The 24,464-nt window shown below is 58.9% G+C and carries 26 protein-coding genes; 13 read left to right on the forward strand and 13 right to left on the reverse strand.

The features are described 5' to 3' along the window. Positions 1-47 precede the first annotated feature (47 nt). On the forward strand, positions 48-848 hold the full coding sequence (locus tag DSM110093_RS03740) for an alpha/beta fold hydrolase (protein ID WP_243266749.1): 801 nt from the start codon (positions 48-50) through the stop codon (positions 846-848). Then, on the forward strand, positions 835-1,977 hold the full coding sequence (locus DSM110093_RS03745) for an alpha-D-ribose 1-methylphosphonate 5-triphosphate diphosphatase (protein ID WP_243266750.1): 1,143 nt from the start codon (positions 835-837) through the stop codon (positions 1,975-1,977). The genes DSM110093_RS03740 and DSM110093_RS03745 overlap by 14 nt, the downstream gene beginning before the upstream one ends. Before the next feature lie 4 nt (positions 1,978-1,981). Here DSM110093_RS03745 and DSM110093_RS03750 read toward each other — a convergent pair whose 3' ends face one another. The 3 genes from DSM110093_RS03750 to DSM110093_RS03760 all read right to left on the reverse strand — a co-directional run bounded on the left by DSM110093_RS03750 (position 1,982) and on the right by DSM110093_RS03760 (position 3,850). Next, the gene (locus DSM110093_RS03750) at positions 1,982-3,052 is read right to left on the reverse strand and encodes a 5-(carboxyamino)imidazole ribonucleotide synthase (RefSeq protein ID WP_243266751.1); all 1,071 of its coding nucleotides are present in this window, start codon (positions 3,050-3,052) and stop codon (positions 1,982-1,984) included. Continuing rightward, positions 3,045-3,530, reverse strand: a complete 486-nt coding sequence (gene purE / locus DSM110093_RS03755; protein ID WP_243266752.1) for a 5-(carboxyamino)imidazole ribonucleotide mutase — start codon at positions 3,528-3,530, stop codon at positions 3,045-3,047. Before purE ends, DSM110093_RS03750 begins: the two co-directional genes overlap by 8 nt. A gap of 95 nt (positions 3,531-3,625) precedes the next feature. After that, positions 3,626-3,850, reverse strand: coding sequence for a DUF465 domain-containing protein (locus DSM110093_RS03760; protein WP_067267347.1), 225 nt, complete (start codon positions 3,848-3,850; stop codon positions 3,626-3,628). 163 nt (positions 3,851-4,013) lie between these two features. Between DSM110093_RS03760 and DSM110093_RS03765 the strand changes: the two genes are divergently transcribed. Continuing rightward, positions 4,014-4,427, forward strand: coding sequence for an Hsp20 family protein (locus DSM110093_RS03765; protein ID WP_067267324.1), 414 nt, complete (start codon positions 4,014-4,016; stop codon positions 4,425-4,427). Positions 4,428-4,431: 4 nt separating this feature from the next. After that, the gene (locus tag DSM110093_RS03770; protein WP_007119022.1) at positions 4,432-4,650 is read left to right on the forward strand and encodes a DUF1150 family protein; all 219 of its coding nucleotides are present in this window, start codon (positions 4,432-4,434) and stop codon (positions 4,648-4,650) included. Positions 4,651-4,909: 259 nt separating this feature from the next. Here DSM110093_RS03770 and DSM110093_RS03775 read toward each other — a convergent pair whose 3' ends face one another. Beyond that, complete coding sequence (locus DSM110093_RS03775; protein ID WP_243266753.1) at positions 4,910-6,619, reverse strand: bifunctional sulfate adenylyltransferase/adenylylsulfate kinase; 1,710 nt, start codon at positions 6,617-6,619, stop codon at positions 4,910-4,912. Positions 6,620-6,814: 195 nt separating this feature from the next. Then, a complete protein-coding gene (trxB, locus tag DSM110093_RS03780) occupies positions 6,815-7,819 on the reverse strand; it encodes a thioredoxin-disulfide reductase (protein ID WP_093926987.1) in 1,005 nt (334 codons plus the stop codon). A gap of 214 nt (positions 7,820-8,033) precedes the next feature. On the opposite strand from trxB, the gene DSM110093_RS03785 reads away from it, so the two are divergent. Next, positions 8,034-8,534 carry an Lrp/AsnC family transcriptional regulator gene (locus DSM110093_RS03785; protein ID WP_093927269.1) on the forward strand — a complete coding sequence of 167 codons (501 nt, stop codon included), beginning with the start codon at positions 8,034-8,036 and terminating at the stop codon, positions 8,532-8,534. A 47-nt stretch (positions 8,535-8,581) separates the two neighbouring features. Here DSM110093_RS03785 and DSM110093_RS03790 read toward each other — a convergent pair whose 3' ends face one another. The 5 genes from DSM110093_RS03790 to lgt form a co-directional block, all read right to left on the reverse strand. Next, complete coding sequence (locus tag DSM110093_RS03790; protein WP_243266754.1) at positions 8,582-9,301, reverse strand: Hint domain-containing protein; 720 nt, start codon at positions 9,299-9,301, stop codon at positions 8,582-8,584. A gap of 300 nt (positions 9,302-9,601) precedes the next feature. Beyond that, positions 9,602-9,745, reverse strand: a complete 144-nt coding sequence (locus DSM110093_RS03795; protein ID WP_243266755.1) for a hypothetical protein — start codon at positions 9,743-9,745, stop codon at positions 9,602-9,604. A gap of 274 nt (positions 9,746-10,019) precedes the next feature. Next, on the reverse strand, positions 10,020-10,775 hold the full coding sequence (pgeF, locus tag DSM110093_RS03800) for a peptidoglycan editing factor PgeF (RefSeq protein ID WP_243266756.1): 756 nt from the start codon (positions 10,773-10,775) through the stop codon (positions 10,020-10,022). Beyond that, entirely contained in the window at positions 10,772-11,830 is a 1,059-nt protein-coding gene (locus DSM110093_RS03805) for an SAM-dependent methyltransferase (RefSeq protein WP_243266757.1), read from the reverse strand. The genes pgeF and DSM110093_RS03805 overlap by 4 nt, the downstream gene beginning before the upstream one ends. Continuing rightward, positions 11,827-12,711, reverse strand: coding sequence for a prolipoprotein diacylglyceryl transferase (gene lgt, locus DSM110093_RS03810; RefSeq protein ID WP_243266758.1), 885 nt, complete (start codon positions 12,709-12,711; stop codon positions 11,827-11,829). Before lgt ends, DSM110093_RS03805 begins: the two co-directional genes overlap by 4 nt. Before the next feature lie 94 nt (positions 12,712-12,805). Between lgt and DSM110093_RS03815 the strand changes: the two genes are divergently transcribed. From DSM110093_RS03815 to DSM110093_RS03835, 5 genes are all read left to right on the forward strand, one after another. After that, positions 12,806-13,048, forward strand: coding sequence for an accessory factor UbiK family protein (locus tag DSM110093_RS03815; protein ID WP_243266759.1), 243 nt, complete (start codon positions 12,806-12,808; stop codon positions 13,046-13,048). A gap of 313 nt (positions 13,049-13,361) precedes the next feature. Continuing rightward, positions 13,362-13,862 (forward strand): YbjN domain-containing protein, encoded by a 501-nt coding sequence (locus DSM110093_RS03820; RefSeq protein WP_243266760.1) that lies wholly within the window; start codon positions 13,362-13,364, stop codon positions 13,860-13,862. A 31-nt stretch (positions 13,863-13,893) separates the two neighbouring features. Next, complete coding sequence (gene proC / locus DSM110093_RS03825; RefSeq protein ID WP_243266761.1) at positions 13,894-14,709, forward strand: pyrroline-5-carboxylate reductase; 816 nt, start codon at positions 13,894-13,896, stop codon at positions 14,707-14,709. Beyond that, complete coding sequence (locus DSM110093_RS03830) at positions 14,702-15,040, forward strand: tRNA-binding protein (protein WP_243266762.1); 339 nt, start codon at positions 14,702-14,704, stop codon at positions 15,038-15,040. Before proC ends, DSM110093_RS03830 begins: the two co-directional genes overlap by 8 nt. Then, positions 15,037-15,987 carry a D-glycerate dehydrogenase gene (locus DSM110093_RS03835; protein ID WP_243266763.1) on the forward strand — a complete coding sequence of 317 codons (951 nt, stop codon included), beginning with the start codon at positions 15,037-15,039 and terminating at the stop codon, positions 15,985-15,987. Before DSM110093_RS03830 ends, DSM110093_RS03835 begins: the two co-directional genes overlap by 4 nt. On the opposite strand, the gene DSM110093_RS03840 is transcribed toward DSM110093_RS03835, so the two are convergent. Beyond that, complete coding sequence (locus tag DSM110093_RS03840; RefSeq protein WP_243266764.1) at positions 15,984-16,565, reverse strand: thymidine kinase; 582 nt, start codon at positions 16,563-16,565, stop codon at positions 15,984-15,986. The genes DSM110093_RS03835 and DSM110093_RS03840 overlap by 4 nt on opposite strands. Positions 16,566-16,642: 77 nt before the next feature. Next, on the reverse strand, positions 16,643-17,767 hold the full coding sequence (locus DSM110093_RS03845; protein WP_243266765.1) for a beta-ketoacyl-ACP synthase III: 1,125 nt from the start codon (positions 17,765-17,767) through the stop codon (positions 16,643-16,645). 416 nt (positions 17,768-18,183) lie between these two features. Between DSM110093_RS03845 and DSM110093_RS03850 the strand changes: the two genes are divergently transcribed. From DSM110093_RS03850 to DSM110093_RS03860, 3 genes are read left to right on the forward strand one after another with little or no spacing between them, the layout of a single operon-like run. Further along, positions 18,184-19,863 (forward strand): Tad domain-containing protein, encoded by a 1,680-nt coding sequence (locus DSM110093_RS03850; RefSeq protein ID WP_243266766.1) that lies wholly within the window; start codon positions 18,184-18,186, stop codon positions 19,861-19,863. Next, entirely contained in the window at positions 19,860-20,393 is a 534-nt protein-coding gene (locus tag DSM110093_RS03855; protein WP_243266767.1) for a TadE/TadG family type IV pilus assembly protein, read from the forward strand. Before DSM110093_RS03850 ends, DSM110093_RS03855 begins: the two co-directional genes overlap by 4 nt. After that, positions 20,390-20,956, forward strand: coding sequence for a hypothetical protein (locus tag DSM110093_RS03860; protein WP_243266768.1), 567 nt, complete (start codon positions 20,390-20,392; stop codon positions 20,954-20,956). The genes DSM110093_RS03855 and DSM110093_RS03860 overlap by 4 nt, the downstream gene beginning before the upstream one ends. A 108-nt stretch (positions 20,957-21,064) precedes the next feature. Here the strand turns inward: DSM110093_RS03860 and carB are convergent, their stop codons facing one another. Next, complete coding sequence (gene carB / locus DSM110093_RS03865; RefSeq protein WP_243266769.1) at positions 21,065-24,424, reverse strand: carbamoyl-phosphate synthase large subunit; 3,360 nt, start codon at positions 24,422-24,424, stop codon at positions 21,065-21,067. Positions 24,425-24,464: the final 40 nt, after the last annotated feature.

The raw sequence follows: 24,464 nt of genomic DNA on the forward strand, positions 1-24,464 counted from the left end.
GCGCCAAGACCATTTCACAGTCTCGGCAATCAGTCTATCTGAAGGACATGATGAAACGTCTCTCCTTAATAATTGCCGCCTTTTGGTCGGCGCTGCCGATACCTATCGCCGCCGAACCCATCGCAGGTCGTTGTGTGGTGCTGTTGCACGGATTGGCCCGGACCGAGGCGTCTTTCGCCGTGATGGAGGCTGCTTTGGCCGCCGAGGGCTACCGTGTGGTACGCCCCGGCTACCCTTCGACCGAGGCCAATATCGCCGAGCTGACCAAGCAAACCCTGCCGCGTGCGGTGGCCGCCTGTGGCGCGGGGCAGATCGACTTTGTGACACATTCCATGGGGGGCATTTTGCTTCGCGAATGGGTGGCAGAGGCGGGCGCCGACCGGGTGCGGCGCGTGGTGATGCTAGGCCCGCCGAACCACGGCAGCGAAGTGGTTGATGAACTGGTGGAAAACCCCGCATTTGAATGGCTTAACGGCCCGGCCGGGGCCGAGATTGGTACGGGGTATGAAGCCTTGCCGAACCAATTGCCGCCCGTACCGTTCGAGTTGGGAGTGATCGCCGGATCACAGTCGTTGAACCCCTATTTCTCAAGCCTTTTACCGGGGCCGGATGATGGCAAGGTTTCGGTCGCTTCGACCCGTGTGGCAGGGATGAAAGAGCATATCATACTGCCTGTGACCCATACATTCATGATGAACAACCCGCGCGTGATTGCGCAGACCATGGCGTTTTTGAAGACGGGCAGTTTTGACCGCTCTATGACGTTTATGGATGGGGTTCTTGATGCAATCGGTTGCCCTGATGGGGGATGCTTGCCGGGGTTGGGGGATGACAATGCCAAACCTTAATCTGATCGGAGCCGAGGTTCTGCACCCCGAGGGGTTGAGCCGCACGCCGCTTTCATTCACCGAAGGGCATATCACCGAAGGCCCGACGGGGCGGCAGGTTGACCTGACCGGTTTCCAAGTGCTGCCGGGGATCGTTGATCTGCATGGCGATGCGTTTGAACGGCATTTGGCACCGCGGCGGGGGGCGATGAAACAACTCTCCGAAGGGCTGGTATCAGCAGAGGCAGAACTGGCGGCCAACGGAATCACCACGGCTGTGCTGGCGCAGTTCGTAAGCTGGGAAGGCGGGCTGCGCGGGTCTGAATTTGCCAATCAGGTCTTCAATGGTATTCGCGATACGGCACCCGAACTGGTCACTGATGTTCGTCCGCAATTGCGGTTCGAGACGCATATGCTCGATCTTTATCAGGATCTACCGCAACGGATGGCCGAATGGGGCGTAGGCTATATCGTTTTCAACGATCACCTTCCCCATGATCGGCTGGCGCAGGGCAAACTGCCCAAGCGGCTGGTTGGGCAGGCTCTGAAGGCGGGGCGCAGCCCCGAGACGCATTTGGCACAGATGCAGGACATGCACGCGCGGCGCGAAGAAGTCCCGGCGGCGCTTGATGCGCTTTGCGCAGAACTGTCGCAGCGTGGGATTCGCATGGGTAGCCATGACGATCAAACGCCAGAGCAGCGGGCGGAATGGCGTGCGCGTGGTGTCAGTTTGGCCGAATTCCCCGAAACGCAAGAAGCCGCAGAGGCGGCGCATGCGGCAGGGGATGCAGTGATCATGGGCGCGCCGAACGTGGTGCGCGGCGGCTCGCATAACGGCAATCTTTCGGCGCTTGATTTGATCAGTATGGGTCTGTGCCATGCGCTTGCCTCAGACTATCATTACCCATCCCCGCGGCGTGCGGCGTTAATGCTGGCGCAGAGTGGGCTTTTGGATTTAGCAGGCGCTTGGGCACTTGTATCCTCTGGCCCCGCGCAGGTGCTGGGGCTGACAGATCGCGGCACGCTAATGCCGGGCAAACGTGCCGATATTGTGATCCTCGACAAAGCCACAGGTCGCGTCGCCGCGACATTCGCGGCAGGGCGGGTCAGCTATATGTCAGGGGCGATCGCAGAGCGTTTCGCCGCCTGATCGATCAGGCGCGGGTGATGCGGTTGACGTGGCCCATTTTACGGCCCGGTTTAACCTCGGCCTTTCCGTAGAGGTGGATCGCCGTATCGCGTGCGCGGGCAAGCTCCGGCACTTGATCCATATCGTCGCCAATCAGGTTGGTCATCACCACATCCGAATGGCGCGCCCCGTCACCCAAAGGCCACCCAGCCACGGCGCGGACGTGCTGCTCAAACTGGTCAACGGCGCAGCCGTTCTGGGTCCAATGGCCGGAGTTATGCACCCGCGGCGCGATCTCGTTCACGATCAGCCCCTGCGGTGTGACGAACAATTCGACCCCCATAACGCCCATATAATCGAGCGCGTTCAGCACCCGACCAGCAAGCAAAACCGCATCGGTGCGCTGTGCGTTGCTGATCCTCGCGGGGACGGTCGTGGTGTGCAGGATGCCGTCGCGGTGGACGTTCTCACCGGGGTCGAAACAGGCCACTTCGCCCGTGGCACTGCGCGCGGCGATGACGGAAATTTCGGCACTGAAGTTCACGAACCCTTCGAGCACGGACGGCGCGCCGTTCATTTCGGCCCATGCGGCGTCAAGATCGGCATCGTCTTTCAGCCGCGCTTGGCCTTTGCCGTCATAGCCGAAACGCCGCGTCTTGAGGATCGCGGGCGTGCCGATTTGCGCCACGGCGGCTTTCAACGTTGCGGCGTCGGTGACATCGGCAAAGGGGGCCACCTTTAGGCCGAGGTCGCCGAGGAAGGTTTTCTCGGTCAATCGGTCCTGCGAAATCCGCAGCGCTTCGCGGCCTGGACGGAGCGGGGTGATTGCCTCGACCACGTCGAGCGCTTCGGTGGGGATGTTCTCAAACTCGAAGGTCACGATGTCACAGGCGCGGGCGAAAGCCTTCAGCGCTTCGTGGTCGTCATAGCCTGCGGTGGTCAGCGCGTGGGCCACATCGGCGGCGGGCGGGTTGGCACCCGGCTCAAAGATATGGGTCCGAAAGCCAAGCCGCGCGGCGGCAACCGAGAGCATCCGGCCCAATTGGCCGCCGCCCAGAATGCCGATGGTAGCTCCGGTTTGCAGTGGTTCAGTCATGAGGCACCTCGGGGATCGATGCGCTGAGCGCCTCGCGCCAATCGTCCAACCGCTTGGCCAGTTCCGCATCTTGCAAGGCAAGGATGCCCGCCGCCATCAAGGCTGCATTGGCTGCACCTGCCGATCCGATCGCCATCGTCGCCACTGGAAAGCCGCGTGGCATTTGCAGGATGGAATAAAGCGAATCCACTCCCGAGAGCGCCTTGGTTTGCACCGGCACGCCGATCACCGGCACGCGGGTTTTGGAGGCCATCATGCCCGGCAAATGCGCCGCACCGCCAGCGCCCGCGATAATCACTTGCAGGCCACGGTCGACGGCCGTTTTACCATAGTCCCAGAGCCGGTCGGGCGTGCGATGCGCAGACACGATGCGCGCCTCAAAGGGGATGTTTAGCTCTTCCAGCAGGGTTGCTGCTTCGCGCATGGTGGCCCAGTCGGACTGGGACCCCATGATGATGCCAACCGGGGGCGTGGTCATTGCGCAGGGCCTTCTCTTGGTGGATCAGAGCGCGCACTATACCCATCCCGGCCCATGTGGCAACGCCGATTGCCGCGGGCGACAGAGATCAAGGTTTAGGCGATGATATCGGGGGTCAGGCGGTCTTCGATCTGGGCGATAAGATCCTTGAGCCGCAGCTTGCGTTTTTTCAGCCGTTGCAGGGTCAGTTGATCGCCCGTGCCGCGTTCGACCAGCGCATGGATGGCGTCGTCTAGATCGCGATGTTCCCGTCGGAAGACCTCAAGTTCAACACGCAGCACTTCATCCGTTTTCATCGACAGATCGGTAGGGGCATTCATGGGTAGGTGATTCCGTTGGGCAGCTGAACCTTGAATATAAGCGCTTGAGATCATTTGGCATAGCCCTTGCGCAGGCAAGAAAGCCCCCCCATATTCAATGCAACGGGTTGCCGGTTGCGGGGCCTGTGAAACACTGTCGCTTGACCTGATAAGGACGTGTCACATGACGAAACTAACGCTTGCCTCTTACCCACATATGCTTGGGTTTGAACAATTGGAACGGGTGCTTGAACGCAGCGCCAAGGCCGGAAACGAAGGTTATCCGCCGTTCAACATCGAGCAGACCTCTGATTACAGCTACCGGATCACACTGGCGGTTGCGGGTTTTTCGGAACAGGATCTGTCGATAACAGTTGAGGATAGACAGCTCGTGATCCGTGGGCGTCAGTCCGACGATGGCGAAGACCGGGTGTTCTTGCACCGTGGGATCGCTGCGCGACAGTTTCAGCGCTCGTTCGTACTGGCCGATGGGGTCGATGTGGGCGAAGCCGTTATGGAGAATGGTCTGCTGCATGTCGACCTGACCCGCGCCAAGCCTGAAACAGTGGTTCAAACCATCAAGATCAAGAAGGGGTAATATCATGCAAGACGCAATCACCCACGGAAACGACCGTATGGTCTATGTCAAAACGATCGCTGTCGCTGATCTGCCGCGCGAAGTGCGCGATCAGGCAGAGGGGCTGGAGCTTCTCTACGCGGTCCATGACGCAGAAGGGCAGCAGTTGGCGCTGGTCGGCGATCAAAAGCTCGCGTTCTCATTGGCACGTGAGCATGACTATCGGCCAGTCATGGTGCATTGACGCCATAAGGCATGGTCATAGTCAGAGCCTTAAGCAAGGTCGCAGTTCGCTGCGGCCTTTATTACTGGGATCGGGGTTTTGAACTTTAATTTCGACTCAAGCGAATGCTCTTACTTGATCAGTTGGCGGCGTCATGGCGGCCTATCACTGGTCGGCTAACTTGTTTAAAAGCCAAGTGTTCATCTTCGAAACGACCTGAGCCCGAAATGCAAAACGCAGCCCCGTAGGGCTGCGTTGTCGTTTCTAAGGGCAGGGCGGTTTATCCTGTGATCAGCCCCATATTCTCAAGCTTGAGCAGCACCTGATGCGCGCAGTTGTCGACATCGACGTTTTCGGTTTCTAGCACCAGTTCGGCATTCTGCGGCACATCGTAGGGATCGGAGATGCCGGTAAATTCCTTGATCTTGCCTTCACGCGCCAGCTTATAAAGGCCTTTGCGATCACGGCGTTCGCATTCCTCGATAGAGGTCGCGACATGCACTTCGACAAAGGCACCAAAGCTTTCCACATCTTCGCGCACGGCGCGGCGGGTGGTGGCATAGGGCGCGATCGGCGCGCAGATGGCGATGCCGCCATTCTTGGTGATCTCAGATGCCACATAGCCGATGCGGCGGATGTTCAGATCGCGGTGCTCTTTCGAGAAACCCAACTCAGAGGAAAGGTTTTTGCGGACAATGTCGCCATCCAGCAGTGTCACGGGGCGTCCACCCGTCTCCATCAGTTTCACCATCAATGCGTTGGCAATGGTGGATTTGCCAGAGCCGGAGAAGCCGGTGAAGAAGACGGTGAAACCCTGCTGGCTGCGTGGCGGTTTGGTGCGGCGCAGTTCCTTGACCACTTCGGGGAAGGAGAACCACTCAGGGATTTCCAGACCTTCCTGCAAGCGACGGCGCAATTCGGTACCCGAGATGTTCAGGATGGTCACGTCATCTTTGTCTTCGATCTCATCCATGGCCTCGTATTGAGCGCGCTCTTGGACCCAGACCATATGTTTGAAATCGACCATTTCGATGCCCATTTCCTCCTGATGTGCGCGGAACAGGTCCTGCGCGTCATAGGGGCCGTAGAAATCTTCGCCGGCGGAGTTCTTGCCGGGGCCAGCGTGGTCGCGGCCAACGATGAAATGGGTGCAGCCGTGGTTCTTGCGGATCAGCCCATGCCAAACGGCCTCACGCGGGCCGGCCATGCGCATGGCGAGGTTCAGCAGCGACATGGAGGTGGTGGCGGCAGGGTATTTGTCGAGCACAGCCTCATAGCAGCGCACGCGGGTAAAGTGATCCACGTCACCGGGTTTGGTCATGCCGACAACGGGGTGGATCAGCAAGTTGGCCTGCGCTTCGCGGGCGGCACGGAAGGTGAGTTCCTGATGCGCGCGGTGCAGCGGGTTGCGGGTTTGGAAAGCCACGACGCGACGCCAGCCCAACTTGCGGAAATAGGCGCGCAACTCGTTGGGGGTGTCGCGGCGGGCACGGAAATCGTAGTGCACGGGCTGCTGGATGCCGGTCACGGGGCCGCCCAGATAGACGTTGCCCGCTTGGTTGTGCAGGTAGTTCACCGCCGGATGCGCATCGTCATCGGCGCCGAAAACCTTTTCGGCCTCGCGTGCTTTGTTAGGGGTCCAGCGGTCCGTGACGGTCATGGTCGCAAGGATCACGCCCTCTTGGTCGCGTAGGGCGATATCCTGACCCAGTTCGAGGCTTTCGGCAAAGGCATCGCCTACATCGAGGTTAATTGGCATCGGCCAGAGGCTGCCATCAGCCAGCCGCATGTTTTCAACGACGCCATCGTAATCCTCCTCGGTCAGGAAGCCTTTGAGCGGGTTGAAACCGCCGTTCATCAACAGCTCAAGATCGCAAATTTGACGCGGGGTCAGGTCAAGGCTGACCAAATTGCCAGCTTCTACCTTCAGTTTTTGTGCGGACTCATAGGAGACATAGAGTTCTGGAATAGGAGCAAGACTACTAGACATTATATCTATCACTTTTCATCAGGTGGCAGGCGGCTATCGTTGGTCTGCCATAGCTTTAAAGTGCAATAATTGTCTACAGAACCGGGCGTTGATGGTTCGTTAAAGGCGAAAATCCCATAATATTGAGATCGGCCATCATCAGGTTTGGAGCGTGCGGCGGAATCCAGAATGATATCCGCCGCACGGGTTTAAGCGTTAAACCTCTTCCTTCACCTCAGCCCCATAGCCAAGCGGGAGGGAGGTATCTTTGCCCTCGTCATCGCCCACTTCGGCAAGGAAACGCTCGGCTTCGAGGGCGGCCATGCAGCCCATGCCCGCGCTGGTCACAGCCTGACGATATTTATGGTCAGTCAGATCGCCCGCGGCAAAGACGCCGGGGATCGAGGTTTCTGTGCTGTCGGGCTTGGTCACGACATATCCGCCCATGTGGGTCTCAAGCGTGTCTTTAACCAACTCGTTAGACGGCGCATGGCCGATCGCCACAAAGACGCCTTTGGCGGGAATATCTGTGATCTCGCCCGTTTTGACGTGTTTCACCTTTACGCCCTCGACACCCAGCGGGCTATCGGTGCCATAAACTTCGTCGAGCTGGTGGAACCACAGCGGTTCGATCTTGGGGTTCTTCATCAAGCGGTCGATCAAAATCTTTTCGGCCCGCAGTTCATCGCGACGGTGGATCAGGGTCACTTTAGAAGCAAAGTTGGTCAGGAACAGCGCCTCTTCCACGGCGGTATTGCCGCCGCCGATAACCACAATCTCTTGGCCGCGATAGAAGAACCCATCGCAAGTGGCGCAGGCCGAGACGCCAAACCCTTTGAACTTTTCCTCGCTCTCCAGCCCGAGCCATTTGGCCCGCGCGCCAGTGGCAAGGATCACCGCATCGGCCACATAGGTCGTGCCGCTGTCGCCTTTGGCGTGGAAGGGGCGGCTGGAAAGGTCAAGATCGGTGATGATGTCGCCGATGATCTCAGTGCCCATCGCTTTGGCGTGCTCTTGCATGCGGATCATCAGATCGGGGCCTTGAACTTCGCTGTCACCCGGCCAGTTTTCGACCTCGGTCGTGGTGGTCAACTGACCGCCCGGCTCGATCCCCTGCACGAGGATCGGCTCTAACATGGCCCGGCTCGCGTAGACGCCAGCGGTATAGCCCGCAGGGCCGGAGCCGATGATCAGTACCTTGGTTTTACGTGTATCGGCCATCTGGCGCCCCCGGGCTGTCATTGATATTGCCCGCTTCATATAGCGATGGGGAGGGCGCCGTTAAACCCCTGCTGTCGTCTGCGTACATTACGATTATATGAGCAGCGAGACCGATTTGGCGGGCGTGCTCGGCAAAGAATATTGCGCTTGTGTGAAACTTTATTGCGTGCAGCCTGTGGGCTGCTATAAGAATCGAAAATTCACTGAGGATGATATGGCGGGTACACGACTAGATCCGATTGACCGGATGATCTTGGCCGAACTGCAATCGGATGGCCGGATGACGAATGTCGAACTGGCCAAGCGCGTGGGCATCTCTGCGCCGCCCTGTTTGCGCCGGGTCCGCACGTTGGAAGAGCAAGGCTATATCAAAGGCTATCACGCCGATGTCGATGCACGCGAACTGGGGTTTGAAGTGCAGGTTTTCGCAATGGTCGGCCTTGCCAGTCAGGCTGAGGTCGATCTGAGCGCGTTTGAAGAGAAATGTCGCAGTTGGCCGCTGGTGCGCGAATGCCATATGCTTAACGGCGAAGTTGATTTCATCCTGAAATGTGTCGCCCCCGACCTGTCGAGCTTTCAAAGTTTCCTTACCGGGCAATTGCTGACCACGCCCAATGTGGAAAGCGTTAAGACCAGTCTTGTGATCCGTGGTGCCAAGGATGATCCCGGTGTGCCCTTTGACGTGCTCGAAGCGCGGCTGTCTACCGCGCCTTAACTTAGTCCCGCCTTCTTAATCGCCGGCCTACTTAATCGACTGCCTATTTAATCGGTGGCGCTTTCGTCTGGACTGTCGGGGGCACGGGGATGGGCCAGCGGTCCGAAATCCGTGCCATGACCAATCTGCGGAAACATTGATAGAAACTGTTCCCGCAGGCTGTCCGAGGCGTCGCGCAGCGCCTGCGCGCCGGGGTGGAATGTCTCCATCTCCAGGCCGCTTGCTTTGATCACCGCATGGCGGGACAGGCAGATATGGAACAGGCGCACCGGGGTCGGGGGGGCGACCTCGATCACGTTCACCCCATCCACGAACGCGCGTACCGGCGCGAGAAGCCGGGTGCCGCCCGCCTCCGCCCGAAGGTGATGCGGTGTGTGCAGCACCCGTGCTGCGGGGCCGACGGTGAGAAATGAACTGGGCCGCCCCTCTCCGAAACTGTCGGGCATTATGCGGATAAGAGGCAACCGCCGCCCGGTGTCAGCAGGGATGAAATTACTCGACCCGATCCAAATCAACTGCGCAGGTTCACCCGAAGAGGTATTGATCATATCGCCGGGCTGAAGGTCTTCGATGGCGATGTCGCCGTGCACGGTCTGAATCAATGTCCCCCGGGCAAAGGCGGCGAATGCGGCTTCGAACAGGGGCAAGACGGGCGCGTTATCCTGACCGATATAGAGCGAACCGTCGGCGCGCAGTGCGGCAACTTCGTAGTTGCGCATTGCTGTGACGGTGGGGTTGCCTAAGTCCTTGGCGGCGGTCGGTGTCATGCAAAACCTCTTGTCGGTCCGTCGCGCCCGGCTTTGCCCGTATCCATGTCGCGGACGTAACACAGTGCAACTTAACGCGATCCTAAGATCAAAGCGCCATGTTCACCATGCATTGTCAAAGGATCCGGAACATTGCTGCGGCATTCTGCGCCAATTTCTGCTGAAACCAGCAGTCTGTTTCCCAACACGGTTCGTGCTTGCCACATTTACACGAAAACGCCCCCCGGTACGAATCAACGTACCGAGGGGCGATCAGTCGCACCGGGCGCCGTGGCGCTGACGATGCAGGGGAGAAACCTATTAGGCGGTTTTGCGAACCGGTCCGGCACCTGTGCGCTTGGCGATAAAGGCAGCACGCCGTGCGCCCCGGGCCCAAGGCATGACGGTGTCAGACTTTGCGGCGGTCTCGACGACGGACTTGATGAAACGCGGGTTCTTTTTCATGGCTCTGTTCCTCTCGGGTCACGCAGGCATCGTTGCTTGAGTTCACTATCGCAGGGCAATCGGGCCGGTTTTTGACGGCGAAAAAGAAACTTGCGGAAAATCTTAGATAGGGCACGCGGCAATGTGGCGCCCATGCCGTATTTTTAAATCTATTTAATTTCAGTTACTTGCAAAGTTACCCGTGGACAATTCGCCAACTTTACAGCGATTGTTTCGAATTGTTCGGCGCTAATGGGGCGTAAAACTGACGCGCTCTGCCCCAATCCCGCCCTGTTCAGAGCGTGATCGCCGCGAGCAAGCGGCCATAGTCCGCTTCCTTGGCATGGGTGGTGCGGCGATAGGAGTAGAATCGCCCCGGATCGGCATAGGTGCAGTGCCGCGTCCACTCTGCATGACCGACACCTGCCGCGCGCAAACGGTTTAGGCCAAAGCCCGGCAGGTCAAAATGCAGCCGGTCGCCTTCGCCCTGCGCAAAATAGCGGGCGAACTCGGGGTCGGTGTTCATGAAACTGTCTAGAAACTCCGGCCCAACCTCATAGGCGCGTTGGCTGATGGAGGGGCCGATGACGGCCGTGATCTTTTCGCGCTTGGCGCCCAGATCGACCATCGCGTCAACGGTCGCCTCAAGTATCCCATCAAGCGCGCCGCGCCAGCCAGCATGGGCCGCACCGACGACACCGGCTTGCGCATCTGCAAAGAGCACTGGCTGGCAATCCGCGGTCAGAATCGAAAGCGCGATGCCCGGCGTGTTGGTCACCAATGCATCGGCGCGGGGTTTATCCTCATGGGGTTCTGTCACGGTGACGACGGTGGCGGAATGCACCTGATGCACCCCCACCAGATGATCCGCAGGCAGTCCCATCGCTTCGGCCGCACGGGCGCGGTTGATGCGCACGATCTCAGATTGGTCAGAACTGCCGCTGCCGCAGTTCAGCCCGGCAAAGACCCCAGAGGACGCACCGCCGCGTCGGGTGAAAAAACCATGTCGCAGGGGGGCAAGGGCATCTGAGGTGAGAATTTCGAGTGTCATGCTTCTGTTCCAGGGGGCGGGGTCTGACCCTTCGGATAGAGCCCCATCACTTTGAACAGGTTTCCCATTTCCGCCGGGTGCGTCAACCGTCGATGTGCGGCAATGTGGCTGTTAAGCGCCTCTCCGTTCAGCGGTTCGGCCAATTTTTGCGCGCGGGCCGTGATGCCCAAACGCTCTAGAAAAACTCCTTGGGTCACGACGCGGCTATAGCGGCACGGGCAAGCGCCCGCGAGCGCTTCGAAATCGACATGTGCGGTAAGGTCTGCCTTGCCGGGGTTGGTCAGCGGCGCGGCGGGGGCGTGGTTCTCTAACGCTTGCAGCGTGTCGCCAAGTGCGCGCCAATCGCCATAATCGATGATCAGCCCCGCGCCGCCGTGGTCTGCGATGCGGCGGCCGATCTCATTCATGACTTTCGATGCCGGGGCGCATAGTTCGACCAGATCACCGTCTTTGGTATCCTCCAGCCGATGCGCGAGGGCTGGCTGTGGCGCCACCGGGGCAAGGCCAAATGTAAGCTCAGCATCCGTCGCCCCGATGCGCCGCTCTGCCCAGCCTGCGCCATGGCGGATGAATTGGCGGATTGGCAGCACGTCGAAGAATTCGTTTGCGATAAGAAAGAGAGGCGCTTCGGGCAGTTCGGCCACGGTATCAAGGTGCGTGACTTCATGGCCGACCAATGTCTCGCGTTGCACGTCTCGCAAGGCGGGGGAGGCTTCAATCAATGTTACCTGTGCGGCGGCTAGAAAACCCGGGACGCGCGCGCAGGCACGCAGCACGTCGGCCATCAGTGTGCCGCGCCCCGGCCCAAGTTCGGCCAGCGTGAAAGGCGCAGGCGCACCTTGATCCAGCCAGCTTTGCGCCAAGGAGAGGCCGATCAACTCGCCAAACATCTGGCTGATTTCAGGCGCTGTGATAAAGTCGCCCTGCGCGCCAAAGGGTGCGCGTGTCGTGTAGTAGCCCCAGTCGGGATGCAGCAGACAGGACTGCATATAGTCGTCTACCCTCATCGGCCCTTCCAGCGCGATCCGCGCCAGCAGAAGATCCTTCAGGCTCATGCCTGCCGCCGCGCCCGGATAATTAGAAAGATGCCAACGGCGATCATTGGCAGCGACAGGATTTGCCCCATGGTCAGCCCCCAGCCGCCGATATGCCACGCCAGCCCCAGCGGGTTGCCCGGCGTCACGAATTGCGCATCCGGTTGGCGCAGGAACTCAACCGCGAAGCGTGCCGCGCCATAGCCCGCAAGGAAGGTGCCGCCAATCAGGCCCGGCATCTTCAGCGCACCACGTTTCCATGCCATCCAGATCAGCACACCGCCCAAGAGCAGCCCCTCCAGCAACGCTTCGTAAAGTTGCGAAGGGTGGCGCGCGCAGATGCCCGCCACGTCCGGGCAGAACTGCGCGGCCTCACCGGGGAAGGCGACACCCCACGGCAGATCAGTCGGCCGCCCCCAAAGCTCGGCGTTGATGAAATTCGCCAGCCGCCCCAAAAACAGCCCCGGTGCCAACCCCAAGCAGACCATATCCCCGGTTGAGATTACGGGGATGCGGTGTTTCCATGTATAAAAAAGCCCGGCCAGAATGACCCCAAGCGCACCGCCGTGGAAAGACATACCGCCTTCCCAAAGTTGCAAGATGGCGGCGGGGTTCGACAGGTAATAGGTTGGTTGATAAAACAGCACATAGCCCAACCGCCCGCCGAGGATCACGCCAAAGATGACCCAAAAGAGCAGATCTTCGACCTGACCGTGCTTCATGACGGGCGTGTCATTCCGCCACAGTTGGGGCCGTTTGACTGCCGCAGTGGCCACGCGCCAGCCCAGCAGGATGCCCACGATATAGGCCAGCGCATACCACCGCAGCGCGAAGGTGGCACCAAACAGGTTAACCGAAAAGATTTCCGGCGCGATATCGGGGAAGGGGAGCATGGCTATCATGTCGCTGATTGAGCAAGGCCGCGCGGGGAAGTCAACCTTGCGAGTAAGGGCTTCGCGCCCCATATAGGGGCTAACAAACCTCCGGAGGCCAGACATGCAGACCCGTAACAAGTTTTTCGACGACGTTTCACAAATGATGACAAATGCGATGGGCGTGGCCCAAGGTGCTAAAGACGAGGCCGAGACTGCCATGAAAGGCATGCTTGACCGGTGGTTGGCCGATCGCGATTTCGTCACCCGTGAGGAATTTGACGCTGTGCGCGCCATGGCGCAGAAGGCCCGCGAAGAGAACGAAGCGCTTAAAACCCGGCTCGACAAGCTGGAAGCCAAGGGCTGAGCTCTCAACCACCACCCAAAAATTGATCTGCTGCCCCTGCGTGGGGCGGTGATCCTTCCGGTAGCCTGAGGCCCATATCTGGGCCGGGCCCGCATGCCCTTCCAAATTCTAGACGTTTTCCGCGACTTACCCACAAGTTATTGCGGTTATCCCCTATGATTTGTGGTTATCCCCAAGAAAAAGGTTGCCAGAATGGTCCGCTGGAAGCACCATATATTGTATAGGCGAGGTAAACCTACACGCCTATTTGTGCAGGCTTCCATGGCTGGTGGCGCCCCGGCCCACCCTATGGAACAGATTGAGAGGTGGCGAAATGGCCCTGTCCGAGCATTACCTTGAAGAAGACATTCACCCCATTGATATCGTTGAAAATCTCGCAGCCCATCACGATTGGGATTTTGACCGCGTCGCGGATGATCAGATTGCCATGGCTGTCGAGGGGCAGTGGCGGACCTATTCCATCACGTTGGCATGGTCGGCCTATGACGAAACCCTGCGCCTGATTTGCACCTTTGAGATGGAGCCGCCTGCCGAAAAACTGCCGCAGCTTTACGAATTGTTAAACCTCGTCAACGATCAATGCTGGGCAGGGGCGTTCAGTTTCTGGCCGGATCAGCAGTTGATGGTCTACCGCTACGGCTTGGTACTGGCCGGTGGGCAGGTCGCGGGGCCAGAGCAGATTGATACAATGATCGGTGCCGCCGTCATGAGCGCCGAACGCTACTACCCCGCGCTGCAATTGCTCGTCTGGGGCGATCAAACCCCCAAGGCCGCGATGGATGTCGCCATTGCAGAGGCTTACGGCCGGGCGTAACAAAGTCCCCGAACAACTTCGGGGGATGACGATGAAAGACGGCAGAGTTGCACGTGATGGCCTAGTTTTGCTGGGCTGCGGCAAGATGGGATCGGCCATGTTGGAAGGCTGGCTGGCAAAGGGACTGCCCGCAAGCTCGGTCTGGGTTCGTGACCCCAAGCCGTCAGACTGGCTGCAAAGCACTGGCGTGAACCTAAACGCCAATCTGCCTGCTGCGCCTGCCGTCGTGCTGGTGGCAGTGAAACCGCAGATGATGGCGGATGCGCTGCCGACGCTTCGGGCGATGGGCAATGGCGAAACACTGTTCGTAAGCGTCGCCGCGGGCACCACTATTGGCTATTTCGAAGGCGTCCTCGGAGCCGATACACCGATTGTGCGGGCCATGCCCAACACCCCCGCAGCCATTTCTCAAGGGATCACCGCCATTGTCGGCAATGCCAAAGCAGGAAGCCGGTCATTGGATGAGGCCGAGACCCTCCTAAGCGCCGTGGGTGAAGTCGTCCGCCTGACCGACGAGGCGCAGATCGACGCAGTCACGGGGGTCAGTGGCTCTGGCCCAGCCTATGTTTTTCACATGATTGAATGCCTGGCCGCCGCCGGGGTGGCCCAAGGGTTGCCCGACGAATTGGCCATGCAATTGGCCAAAGCGACAGTCGCCGGGGCCGGGGCATTGGCGTTGCAGGCCGAAGAAGACCCGAGCCAGCTTCGCGTCAATGTGACCAGCCCAAATGGCACCACCCAAGCGGCGCTTGAGGTGCTGATGGATGAGGCCGAGGGCTTCCCGCCCTTGCTGAAACGCGCCGTGGCCGCCGCCGCTGACAGATCGCGGGAGTTGGCCAATGGCTGAGATCACTTTTGACGATTTTCTCAAGGTCGACATTCGCGTCGGCACCGTGACCCGGGCCGAAGCTTTCCCGGAGGCGCGCAAACCGGCGATCAAACTCTGGGTGGATTTCGGCGCTGAGATCGGGGAGCGTAAGACCTCTGCCCAGATCACGGCGCATTATACACCCGAAACGCTGTTGGGGCGGCAGGTTGTGGCCGTGGTGAACTTCCCCGTGCGCCAGATCGGGCCTTTCATGTCCGAAGTGCTGGTGCTTGGCTTGCCGGATAAGGACGGAGAGATCGTGCTGTTGTCGCCCGATCAAAAAGTGCCCGAAGGAGGGCGGATGCATTGAAAAAGATATTGATTGCCAGACCTTTGCCCAAGGAAGTCACCGAAGCGCTGAAAGGCTGCGAAGTGACCGTACGCGAGGAAACCGCGCCGCTTTCGGCCGAGGAAATGCGTGCGGCGCTGCGCGACTATGACGGGGTGATGCCGACCTTGGGGGATGCTTTCTCGGCCGAGGTTTTTGCCGATGTGCCCGACCCGCGCTGTAAAATCCTCGCCAATTTTGGCGTCGGCTATAATCATATCGACGCGGCTGCGGCCCGCGCGGCGGGGATAGAGGTTACCAACACGCCCGGGGCGGTCACCGATGCGACGGCAGATATCGCCATGACGCTTATGCTGATGTCCGCACGCCGCGCCGCCGAAGGGGAGCGGCTGGTCCGTTCCGGCGGGTGGGAGGGGTGGCACCCAACGCAGATGCTGGGCCTGCACCTGACCAGTAAACGGGTCGGGATCGTCGGCATGGGCCGGATCGGTCAGGCCATCGCACGGCGCTGCCACTATGGGTTCGACATGCAGGTCAGCTATTTTAACCGCAGTGAGAAAGACCTCGATTTCCCGGCCACCCGTGTCGAAAGCCTGCCCGAATTGGCCGGGTCCGTCGACGTATTGGTCGTTGCCGTACCGGGCGGAGGCGAGACGCGGCATTTGATTGATGAAACCGTGCTCGGGGCGATGCAGCCCCATGCGCATCTGATCAACATCGCCCGCGGCGATGTGGTGCAGGAAACGGCGTTGATTGACGCCCTTCAAGCGGGGAAGATCGGCGGCGCGGGTCTGGATGTCTATGAGTTCGAGCCCACGGTGCCGCAGGCGCTGCGCGATCTGGACAATGCTGTGCTACTGCCGCATCTGGGTACGGCGGCGCATGAGGTGCGCGTTGATATGGGGCTGATGGCAGTGGCCAATCTACAAGCCTTTGTCGACGGAGAGACCCCGCCGAACCGGGTTTAGCCATCCCCGACGGCGGCGCGCCAGTGTTTGCGGCAGAGCGAGATATAGGTCTCATTGCCGCCGATCTGCACTTGCGCGCCGTCGCGCATGGCTTGCCCTTCCGCGTCTCGGCGCACGACCATCGTGGCCTTTTTTCCGCAGTGGCAGATGGTGCGCACTTCGCGCATCTCATCGGCCAGCGCCAGAAGGGTGGCAGAACCGGGAAAAAGCTCCCCTCGGAAATCGACCCGTAGCCCAAAACACATGATCGGCACGCCCAGATCATCCACCGCGCGGGCTAGTTGCCAGACCTGTTCAACCTCAAGAAACTGCGCTTCATCAACAAAGATACAGGCGCAGGGGCCCTGCTCTAGCCGGCTTTCGATCTTGGCCAGAAGGTCTTCGCCCGGGGCGAAAGTGTCGGCCTCTTGCCCGATGCCGATGCGCGAGGCGATACGCCCTTCGCCAGCGCGATTGTCGAACTGCGCGGTCAGCAGATAGGGGACCATGCCGCGCTCCACATAGTTGTGTGCCGCCTGCAGCAGCACCGTGGATTTGCCAGCGTTCATGGTGGAGTAGTTGAAGTAGAGCTTTGCCATGGGCAGGGTGTTACGCCGCCCATGACAGCGGATCAAGATGCAAACCCCGCCCGATCTCATGGGCTGGGTGGGGCGCGTTAACCGCGCTTTTTGACGATGACCGACCCCACGGAATATCCCGCGCCGAAAGAGCAGATTAGCCCGGTGTCGCCATCCTTCAGATCGTCAGAATTCTTGGCAAAAGCGATGATTGACCCTGCGGACGAGGTATTGGCGTAGTCTTGCAGAATGTTGGGCTGTTCGCCCGCCTCTGGCTCCCGGCCCAGCACCTTGCGCCCGATGAAATCATTCATCGATTTGTTCGCCTGATGCAGCCAAATGCGTTTCAGATCTGAGGGTTCCAATCCGTTGTCGGCCATATGCCCGCCGATATGTTCGGCCACCATGGGCAACACTTCCTTAAACACTTTGCGACCATTCTGCATGAACTGCATATCGCGCCGGTCGCTCAGCCCGTCGGGACGGGACCGACGGAGGAAGCCGTTGTTGTTGCGGATGTTGTTGGAATACTCGGTGGCGCAGCGCGTTGAGATAACGTCAAAACAGGGGCCGTTGGTATCCTCGGCGCGTTCCAGCAAGGTGGCAGTAGCGACATCCCCAAAGATGAAATGGCAATCCCGGTCGCGCCATTCGAGGTGGGCTGAGCAAATCTCAGGGTTCACCACCAAGGCGGAGCGGATGGAGCCGGAGCGGATCATATCCGCCGCAGCTTGGATGCCGAAGGTGGCCGAAGAGCAGGCAACGTTCATGTCAAAAGCAAAGCCCTTGACCCCGAGTAGGTCCTGAATTTCGATCGCCACGGCGGGATAGGCGCGCTCTAGATTTGAGGCGGCACAGATTACTGCATCTACATCGGCGGCGGTTTTGCCCGCAGCGGCAAGCGCCTTTTGCGCGGCGTCAATGGCCATTTCGGCCATCAACGAGGGTTCCTCGTCCCGGCGCTGCCGCAAGAAGGGGTGCATGATATTGGGGTCGAGAATGCCGGATTTGTCCATCACATAGCGCTGCTCGATCCCGCTGGCCTTGACGATAAACTCTTCCGAAGAATGTGCTTTGGCTTCAACTGTACCAGCCTCAATCGCCTTGGCATTCTCGGCGTTGTAGAGGTCCGCATAGGCGTTAAACGCTTCGACCAGTTCGGCATTGGTGATGGTTTGATGGGGCGTGAAAACGCCCGTACCGGTGATGGCGGCTTGATACATCGCTGTTGTCCCTTTCTCACCAACGGCATGGCTGGTCTACTAAAGCTGAGCAGCCCCGAAAGTTTTGCAAGGGGCATCTGCATGGTCGTCACGCCAAGGTATAGGCGGTCTGAACTGGTGTAAGTGTCCATTTTAGCGAAACTACATCAGACTTGCCACGGCTTTGACAGACCCGGCGTGGGAATGCCGCTACAGTTACGATTTTGATCGCGCAGTCGCGGCCGCCCCGTCTTGACTATGCAACCGATAGGGCGCAGTCATCGGACATTAACGATCATTAATTATTCGATGATATTACGAGTTATGCCCTAGAGCCGAAGAATTCGGCGACGATAATGCGGGCCCTGTTGCGCCGGATTTCGTAACGCATAGAGCACAAAACTCTACGATCTTAACCTCCGTAGACGAGGGATGGCATGAGGCGCAGCGCTAAAACAACTATGCTTATCAGGCGGATTAAGCATTTTCGCAATGATGAGAGCGGCGGCATGCTGATCCTTATGCTTGCGATTTTTTTCGGCATAACGATCTTTGGCGGACTCGCGGTTGATCTGGCGAACCACGAGCGGACGCGGACCACCTTTCAAACCCATCTCGACAATGCGGTTCTGGCCGCGGCGAGCCTGTCGCAAGAGCTTGACGCTGAAGAGGTGGTGCGCAGCTATCTTTTGTCGGCGGGGTTGGACCCAAGTGAAGTTGAAATCGATACAAGTGAAGAGAGAATTGGCGGTATTCTGGTGGGGCGGACGGTCGAGGCCTCTTTGCCTGCGGGGCTAAATACCTATTTCTTTCGCTTCTTCGACATCGAGACGCTTGGCATGACGATCAGCTCCGAAGCGACAGAACGGGTGGAAGATATTGAAATTTCGCTGGTACTCGACGTTTCTGGCTCAATGGGGGAACGGACCAGCGACCGGAGTGGGATCAAACTTGATCTTCTCAAGAACGCAGCCAGCGATTTTGTTGAGACCATTCTGAGCGATTCCGAAGAAGGGCGCGTCTCGATCTCGATCATTCCTTACTCGACCAAAGTGAACGCGGGAGAGGAACTGCTTAGCCAGTATTCTGTAACAGGGGAACACGCCTATTCGGATTGTGTTGATTTCGATGCGGACGATTTCACTCGATTGGGACTGAGCACAAGCCAAGAGCTCCAGCGCACAGGGCATTTTTTGATAGGAGCAATGTCAACTTACTATCCTACTGCAGGGCAGTGGGTCTGCCGATTTGATGCCGGTTTTCCGATTACGCCGCTGTCCAGTTCTGTGCGTGAGTTGCAATCCCAAATTTCCGCTCTCACCGCGTTGGGCTCGACATCAATTGATATGGGAGCCAAGTGGGGGCTGGCCCTGCTTGATCCTTCCGCGCAGGTTCCAGTTGGGAATCTGGTCACTTCCGGTCAAATTGAGTCCGAATTTCGTGGACGCCCACACGCCTACGACGAAGAAAACAGTATGAAAGTTCTGGTGCTGATGACGGACGGTGAAAACCGTGAGGAGTACCGACTTCACCCCAGCTATACCTCCGGTTCATCGGGAGTCACGCGTACCCGTGTAAGGAACACAGACTACTATACTGTGGATTCTCCTGAGACCTACTATGAGAATGATGGGGAGCGCCCTTATCCCGAAAGGTATTTCTACGCCACCCATTCCTCTTCTTATGACCGAATCTGGAGCGATTACAGGCTAATTGATCATCCGAATTTTGGTGACGCATGGCGTGCTGAAGAAGAAGATCTTACTTGGCCGCAAGTCTGGAATGAAATGTCACCCTATTACTATGGGTACAACCTATATGGAATTAAGCGAAGTTCAGGTGCATCAAGCCGCGCCTCATATTTCAGAGACCATGTAACCAATACAATCAGTGCAGGTGAGAAAGACCGTCGGCTGCGTCAAATCTGCGATACGGCCAATGATGCCGGGGTCGTAATTTACTCCATCGGCATGGATGTCGACAGCACAAGCTCGCTTAACCTTTTGAAAGATTGCGCTTCTTCCGAGACCCATTATTTCAACGTCGAGGGGCTGGAGATTCAGACTGCATTCGACATGATCGCCGCGTCTATCTCTATGTTGCGGTTGACGAAATGATCCCGGCATTCCTTAAAAACCGCTTTCGCAAATCAGAGGACGGGGGCGTGACGATTGAGTTCGTCATTCTGTTTCCCCTTGCGCTCTACTTCTTCTTTCTTGCGCTTGAGACTGGCCTGTGGAGCGCGCGTGAGATCATGCTGCGCCGGGCGACCAATCTGGCGGTGAGGGACGTGCGTTTGTCCACGGGAAATGCGCCGAATTATGAGGCCATGAAAACGCTGATCTGCGAGCGGTCTGTTTTCCAAGCTGGCTGTCTTGAAGGCATCCGGATTCAGATGGAAGCCATGCCCGTTGCCGATTGGGCCGATCTGACGGGGCCCGCGCCCTGCGTAGATCGGACTGAAAATTATGATGCCGCAAACGACTATAAACCCGGCCAGCAGAACAACCTGATGATGATGCGGGTCTGCCGGTTTTTTGATCCGCTTTTGCCGGGAACGGGGTTGGGGCGTCAGTTGCCCGAAGGGTCTGATGGGGAATATGGTGTGCGGATCACGACCGCCTTCGTGACGGAGCCGCGCGGATGAAGCTTTTGGGCAAACTACAACGATTTTACCATGACGAAGAGGGCAGTCAGACGATTGCCTTCCTTGTGTTGCTGCCGCTTTTGGTCTGGTCGATCATGGCGATGCTGACCTTTACAGACGCCTTTCGCGTGCGTGGCATGGCGACGGATGCCACTGCCGTCATCGCAGATAGCCTCTCGCGTCAAACCACGCCGATTGACATGGATGATCTGCGTGGATTTCAGGCCGTCGGCGAACGTTTGACAGGCTATCAGGTTGCTTTGCGTGTGACCCAAGTGCGCTGTGTTCGGGACTGCGCAAATCTCAATGCCCGGACCCTTCGGGTCGATTTCTCGCGCGGGATAGATCTGGATAGTCTCGGCAATCAGGATTTCACCGCGGGTGAATCCCGGCAACGCGTGCCGCTTATGGCTGAAGGGGACCGTTTGGTGTTGGTTGAGACATCATTCATGCACGAGCCTATCGCGCAAATCGGGCTTGAGGGCAGGGAGGTCAGTGTATCTCACGCCACCCGCATGCGCTTTTCGCCGCAGCTTTGTTGGGAAGAATGCACGGTTAGCTGATACCGGCCGAGCAAAATTAGCAAAACTGCGATGCGCGGAACCTGCCGATCTATGTCGCTGGCTCCGCGACTTTCGTATCAGGGCCGCCCGTTGGACGGCCCCGCTCTCTTAGCCCTGAAGCGCTTTCACACCAATCGCATCCTCGGCCTGTGCCTTGATCGCCAGAGCGGCGGCATGGGCGCCAGCGGCGGTGGTGAAATATGGGATCTTGTCATAAAGCGCGATGGAGCGGATGGATTTGCTGTCTTCGACGGCCTGTGCACCTTCGGTGGTGTTCATCACTAGATGCACATCGCCGTCTTTCATCAGATCGGTGATGTCCGGGCGGCCTTCGTAGACCTTGTTCACTACATCGCAGGCGTGACCGTTCGCGGTGAGCCATTCCGCAGTGCCGCGCGTGCCGATTAGGGTAAAGCCTTGGGCAAGCAGGATTTCTGCTGCATCCAGCATGCCTTGGCCCTTGTCCGCATCTTTGACTGAAAGGAATGCACAGCCCTTACGCGGCAGCGGGTTGCCTGCGCCCAACTGCGCCTTCAGGAAGGCACGGGGGAAGTCGCGGTCCCAGCCCATGACCTCACCCGTAGAGCGCATTTCAGGCCCCAGCAGCGTGTCGACGCCGGGGAAACGGGCAAAGGGCAGCACGGCCTCTTTGACCGAGAACCACGGCATGTTGGGATCAGCCAGCGTCATCGGGTCGCCCAGCGGCAGGGTGTCTTCGTAAGCGGCGGAGGCGTCATAAGGTGCGCGTAGGGGGAAGTTGCTGAGCGGCTCCCCGGCCATGATCCGTGCGGCGATGGAGGCGATGGCGCTGTCGGTCGCTTTGGCCACGAAGGGCACCGTGCGCGAGGCGCGGGGGTTCACTTCGATGAGGTAGATATCGCCATCTTTGACCGCGAATTGGATGTTCATCAGGCCGACGACATTCAGTGCCAGCGCCAGTGCGCGGGTCTGCTCTTCGACCTCGGCGATGATTTCGCGGGGGAGGGAATAGGGCGGCAAGGAGCAAGCGCTGTCACCAGAGTGCACGCCTGCTTCTTCGATGTGCTGCATGATGCCTGCAACATGGACGTTTTTGCCATCGCAGAGCGCGTCGACGTCAAGCTCCACAGCACCCGAGAGGTAGCTGTCGAGCAGAACGGGACTGTCGCCCGAGACGACCACAGCGTTGGTGATGTAACGCTCAAGGCTGGCTTGGTCGCGCACAATCTCCATCGCGCGGCCACCCAGAACATAGGAAGGGCGGATCACCAGCGGAAAGCCGATTTCTTTGGCGATTTCCATCGCTTCGGCGTCGGAATGGGCAATACCGTTGCGTGGCTGTTTCAGCCCGAGGTTCAGCACAAGCTGCTGGAAACGCTCGCGGTCTTCGGCCAGGTCGATCATGTCGGGCGTGGTGCCAAGGATCGGGATGCCAGCCTCTTGCAGGCCATTGGCAAGCTTTAGTGGGGTTTGGCCGCCAAACTGGACGATGACGCCGTGCAGCGTGCCGTTTTCCTGCTCGACGCGCAGGATTTCCATGACGTGTTCAAAGGTCAGCGGCTCGAAATAGAGGCGGTCAGAGGTGTCATAGTCGGTCGAGACCGTCTCGGGGTTGCAGTTGACCATGATGGTCTCATAGCCCGCATCCGTGAGTGCGTAGCAGGCGTGGCAGCAGCAATAATCGAACTCGATGCCCTGACCGATCCTGTTGGGGCCACCGCCGAGGATGACGACCTTTTTGCGGTCAGACGGCCGCGCTTCGCATTCCGCCTCGCCCATCAACGGGGTCTCATAGGTGGAATACATATAGGGGGTCTGTGCCTCGAATTCGGCGGCGCAGGTGTCGATCCGTTTGAACACGGCTTTGACCCCAAGCGCGATGCGGGCGTCGCGGACGCTTGCTTCGGCTTGATCTGTCAGAATGGCGAGGCGGGCATCGGTGAAACCCATCATCTTGAGCATCCGCACCGCATCGGCATCGTCTGGCAAGCCATTGGCGCGAATGTCTTCTTCGGCCTCTATGATCTCGCGAATGCGAGCAAGGAACCACGGATCGAACATCGTATGCGCGTGCAGATCGACGTCATTCATGCCGTGGCGCATCGCTTGGGCGATGGTGCGCATACGGTCAGGTGTCTGCGCGGTGATCGCCTTGATAAGCGCTGCTGTGTTCTCGGGCGCGTCGTTTGGCAGATCGGCGTTAAAGCCGGTGATCTCAACTTCGTCAAAGCCGGTAAGTCCCGATTCCATCGATGCCAGCGCTTTTTGCAGGCTCTCGTGGATGGTGCGGCCAATCGCCATGGCTTCGCCGACCGACTTCATCGCTGTGGTGAGATGTGGCTCGGCACCGGGGAATTTTTCAAAGGCGAATTTGGGGATCTTGGTGACGACATAGTCGATGGACGGCTCAAACGATGCGGGCGTGACGCCGGTGATGTCGTTGTCGAGTTCATCCAGCGTAAAGCCCACGGCGAGCTTTGCGGCAATCTTTGCAATCGGGAAGCCGGTCGCCTTGGATGCCAGCGCCGAAGAGCGCGAAACCCGCGGGTTCATCTCGATTACCACCATGCGGCCATCGGCGGGGTTCACCGCCCATTGCACGTTGGAGCCGCCAGTCTCCACCCCAATTTCGCGCAGGACGGCAATCGAGTGGTTGCGCATGATCTGGTATTCTTTGTCCGTGAGCGTCAGGGCCGGGGCCACGGTGATGCTGTCGCCGGTATGCACGCCCATCGGGTCGATGTTCTCGATCGAGCAGACGATGATCGCGTTGTCGGCAGTGTCGCGCACCACCTCCATCTCGAACTCTTTCCAGCCAAGCAGGGATTCATCGACGAGGATTTGGCCCATCGGTGATGCGTCCATGCCCGAGCGGCAGTAGAATTCGTAGTCTTCGCGGTTATAGGCCACGCCGCCGCCGGTACCGCCCATGGTGAAGGCAGGGCGGATGATCGCGGGCAGGCCGACGTATTCCAACGCTTCGAGGGCGAGGTTCACACCTGCGGCGAGGTCTTTCTTGCCGTCGTCGCGCAGGGGGGCGGTAACGATGGTGGCTTTGGGGTTTTCAATGCCCAGACGGTCCATCGCGTCGCGGAAGAGCTTGCGGTCTTCGGCCATTTCAATGGCTTCGCGCTTGGCGCCGATCATCTCGACGCCGAATTTCTCAAGCACGCCCATCTCTTCGAGTGCGAGCGAGGTGTTCAGCCCGGTTTGGCCGCCCATGGTTGGCAGCAGCGCGTCGGGGCGCTCTTTCTCGATGATTTTGGCGACGATCTCAGGCGTGATGGGCTCGATATAAGTCGCATCGGCAAGGCCCGGATCGGTCATGATCGTGGCCGGGTTCGAGTTGACGAGGATGACGCGGTAGCCTTCCTCTTTCAGCGCCTTACAGGCTTGGGCGCCGGAATAGTCAAACTCGCAGGCTTGTCCGATGACAATCGGCCCCGCACCAATGATCATGATCGACTGGATGTCGGTACGTTTCGGCATGGCGGCCCCCTGTGCTTGCAAATTGTCCTGCCTTATAGGC

This window comes from Sulfitobacter sp. DSM 110093 (assembly GCF_022788715.1).
Taxonomy (GTDB): domain Bacteria; phylum Pseudomonadota; class Alphaproteobacteria; order Rhodobacterales; family Rhodobacteraceae; genus Sulfitobacter.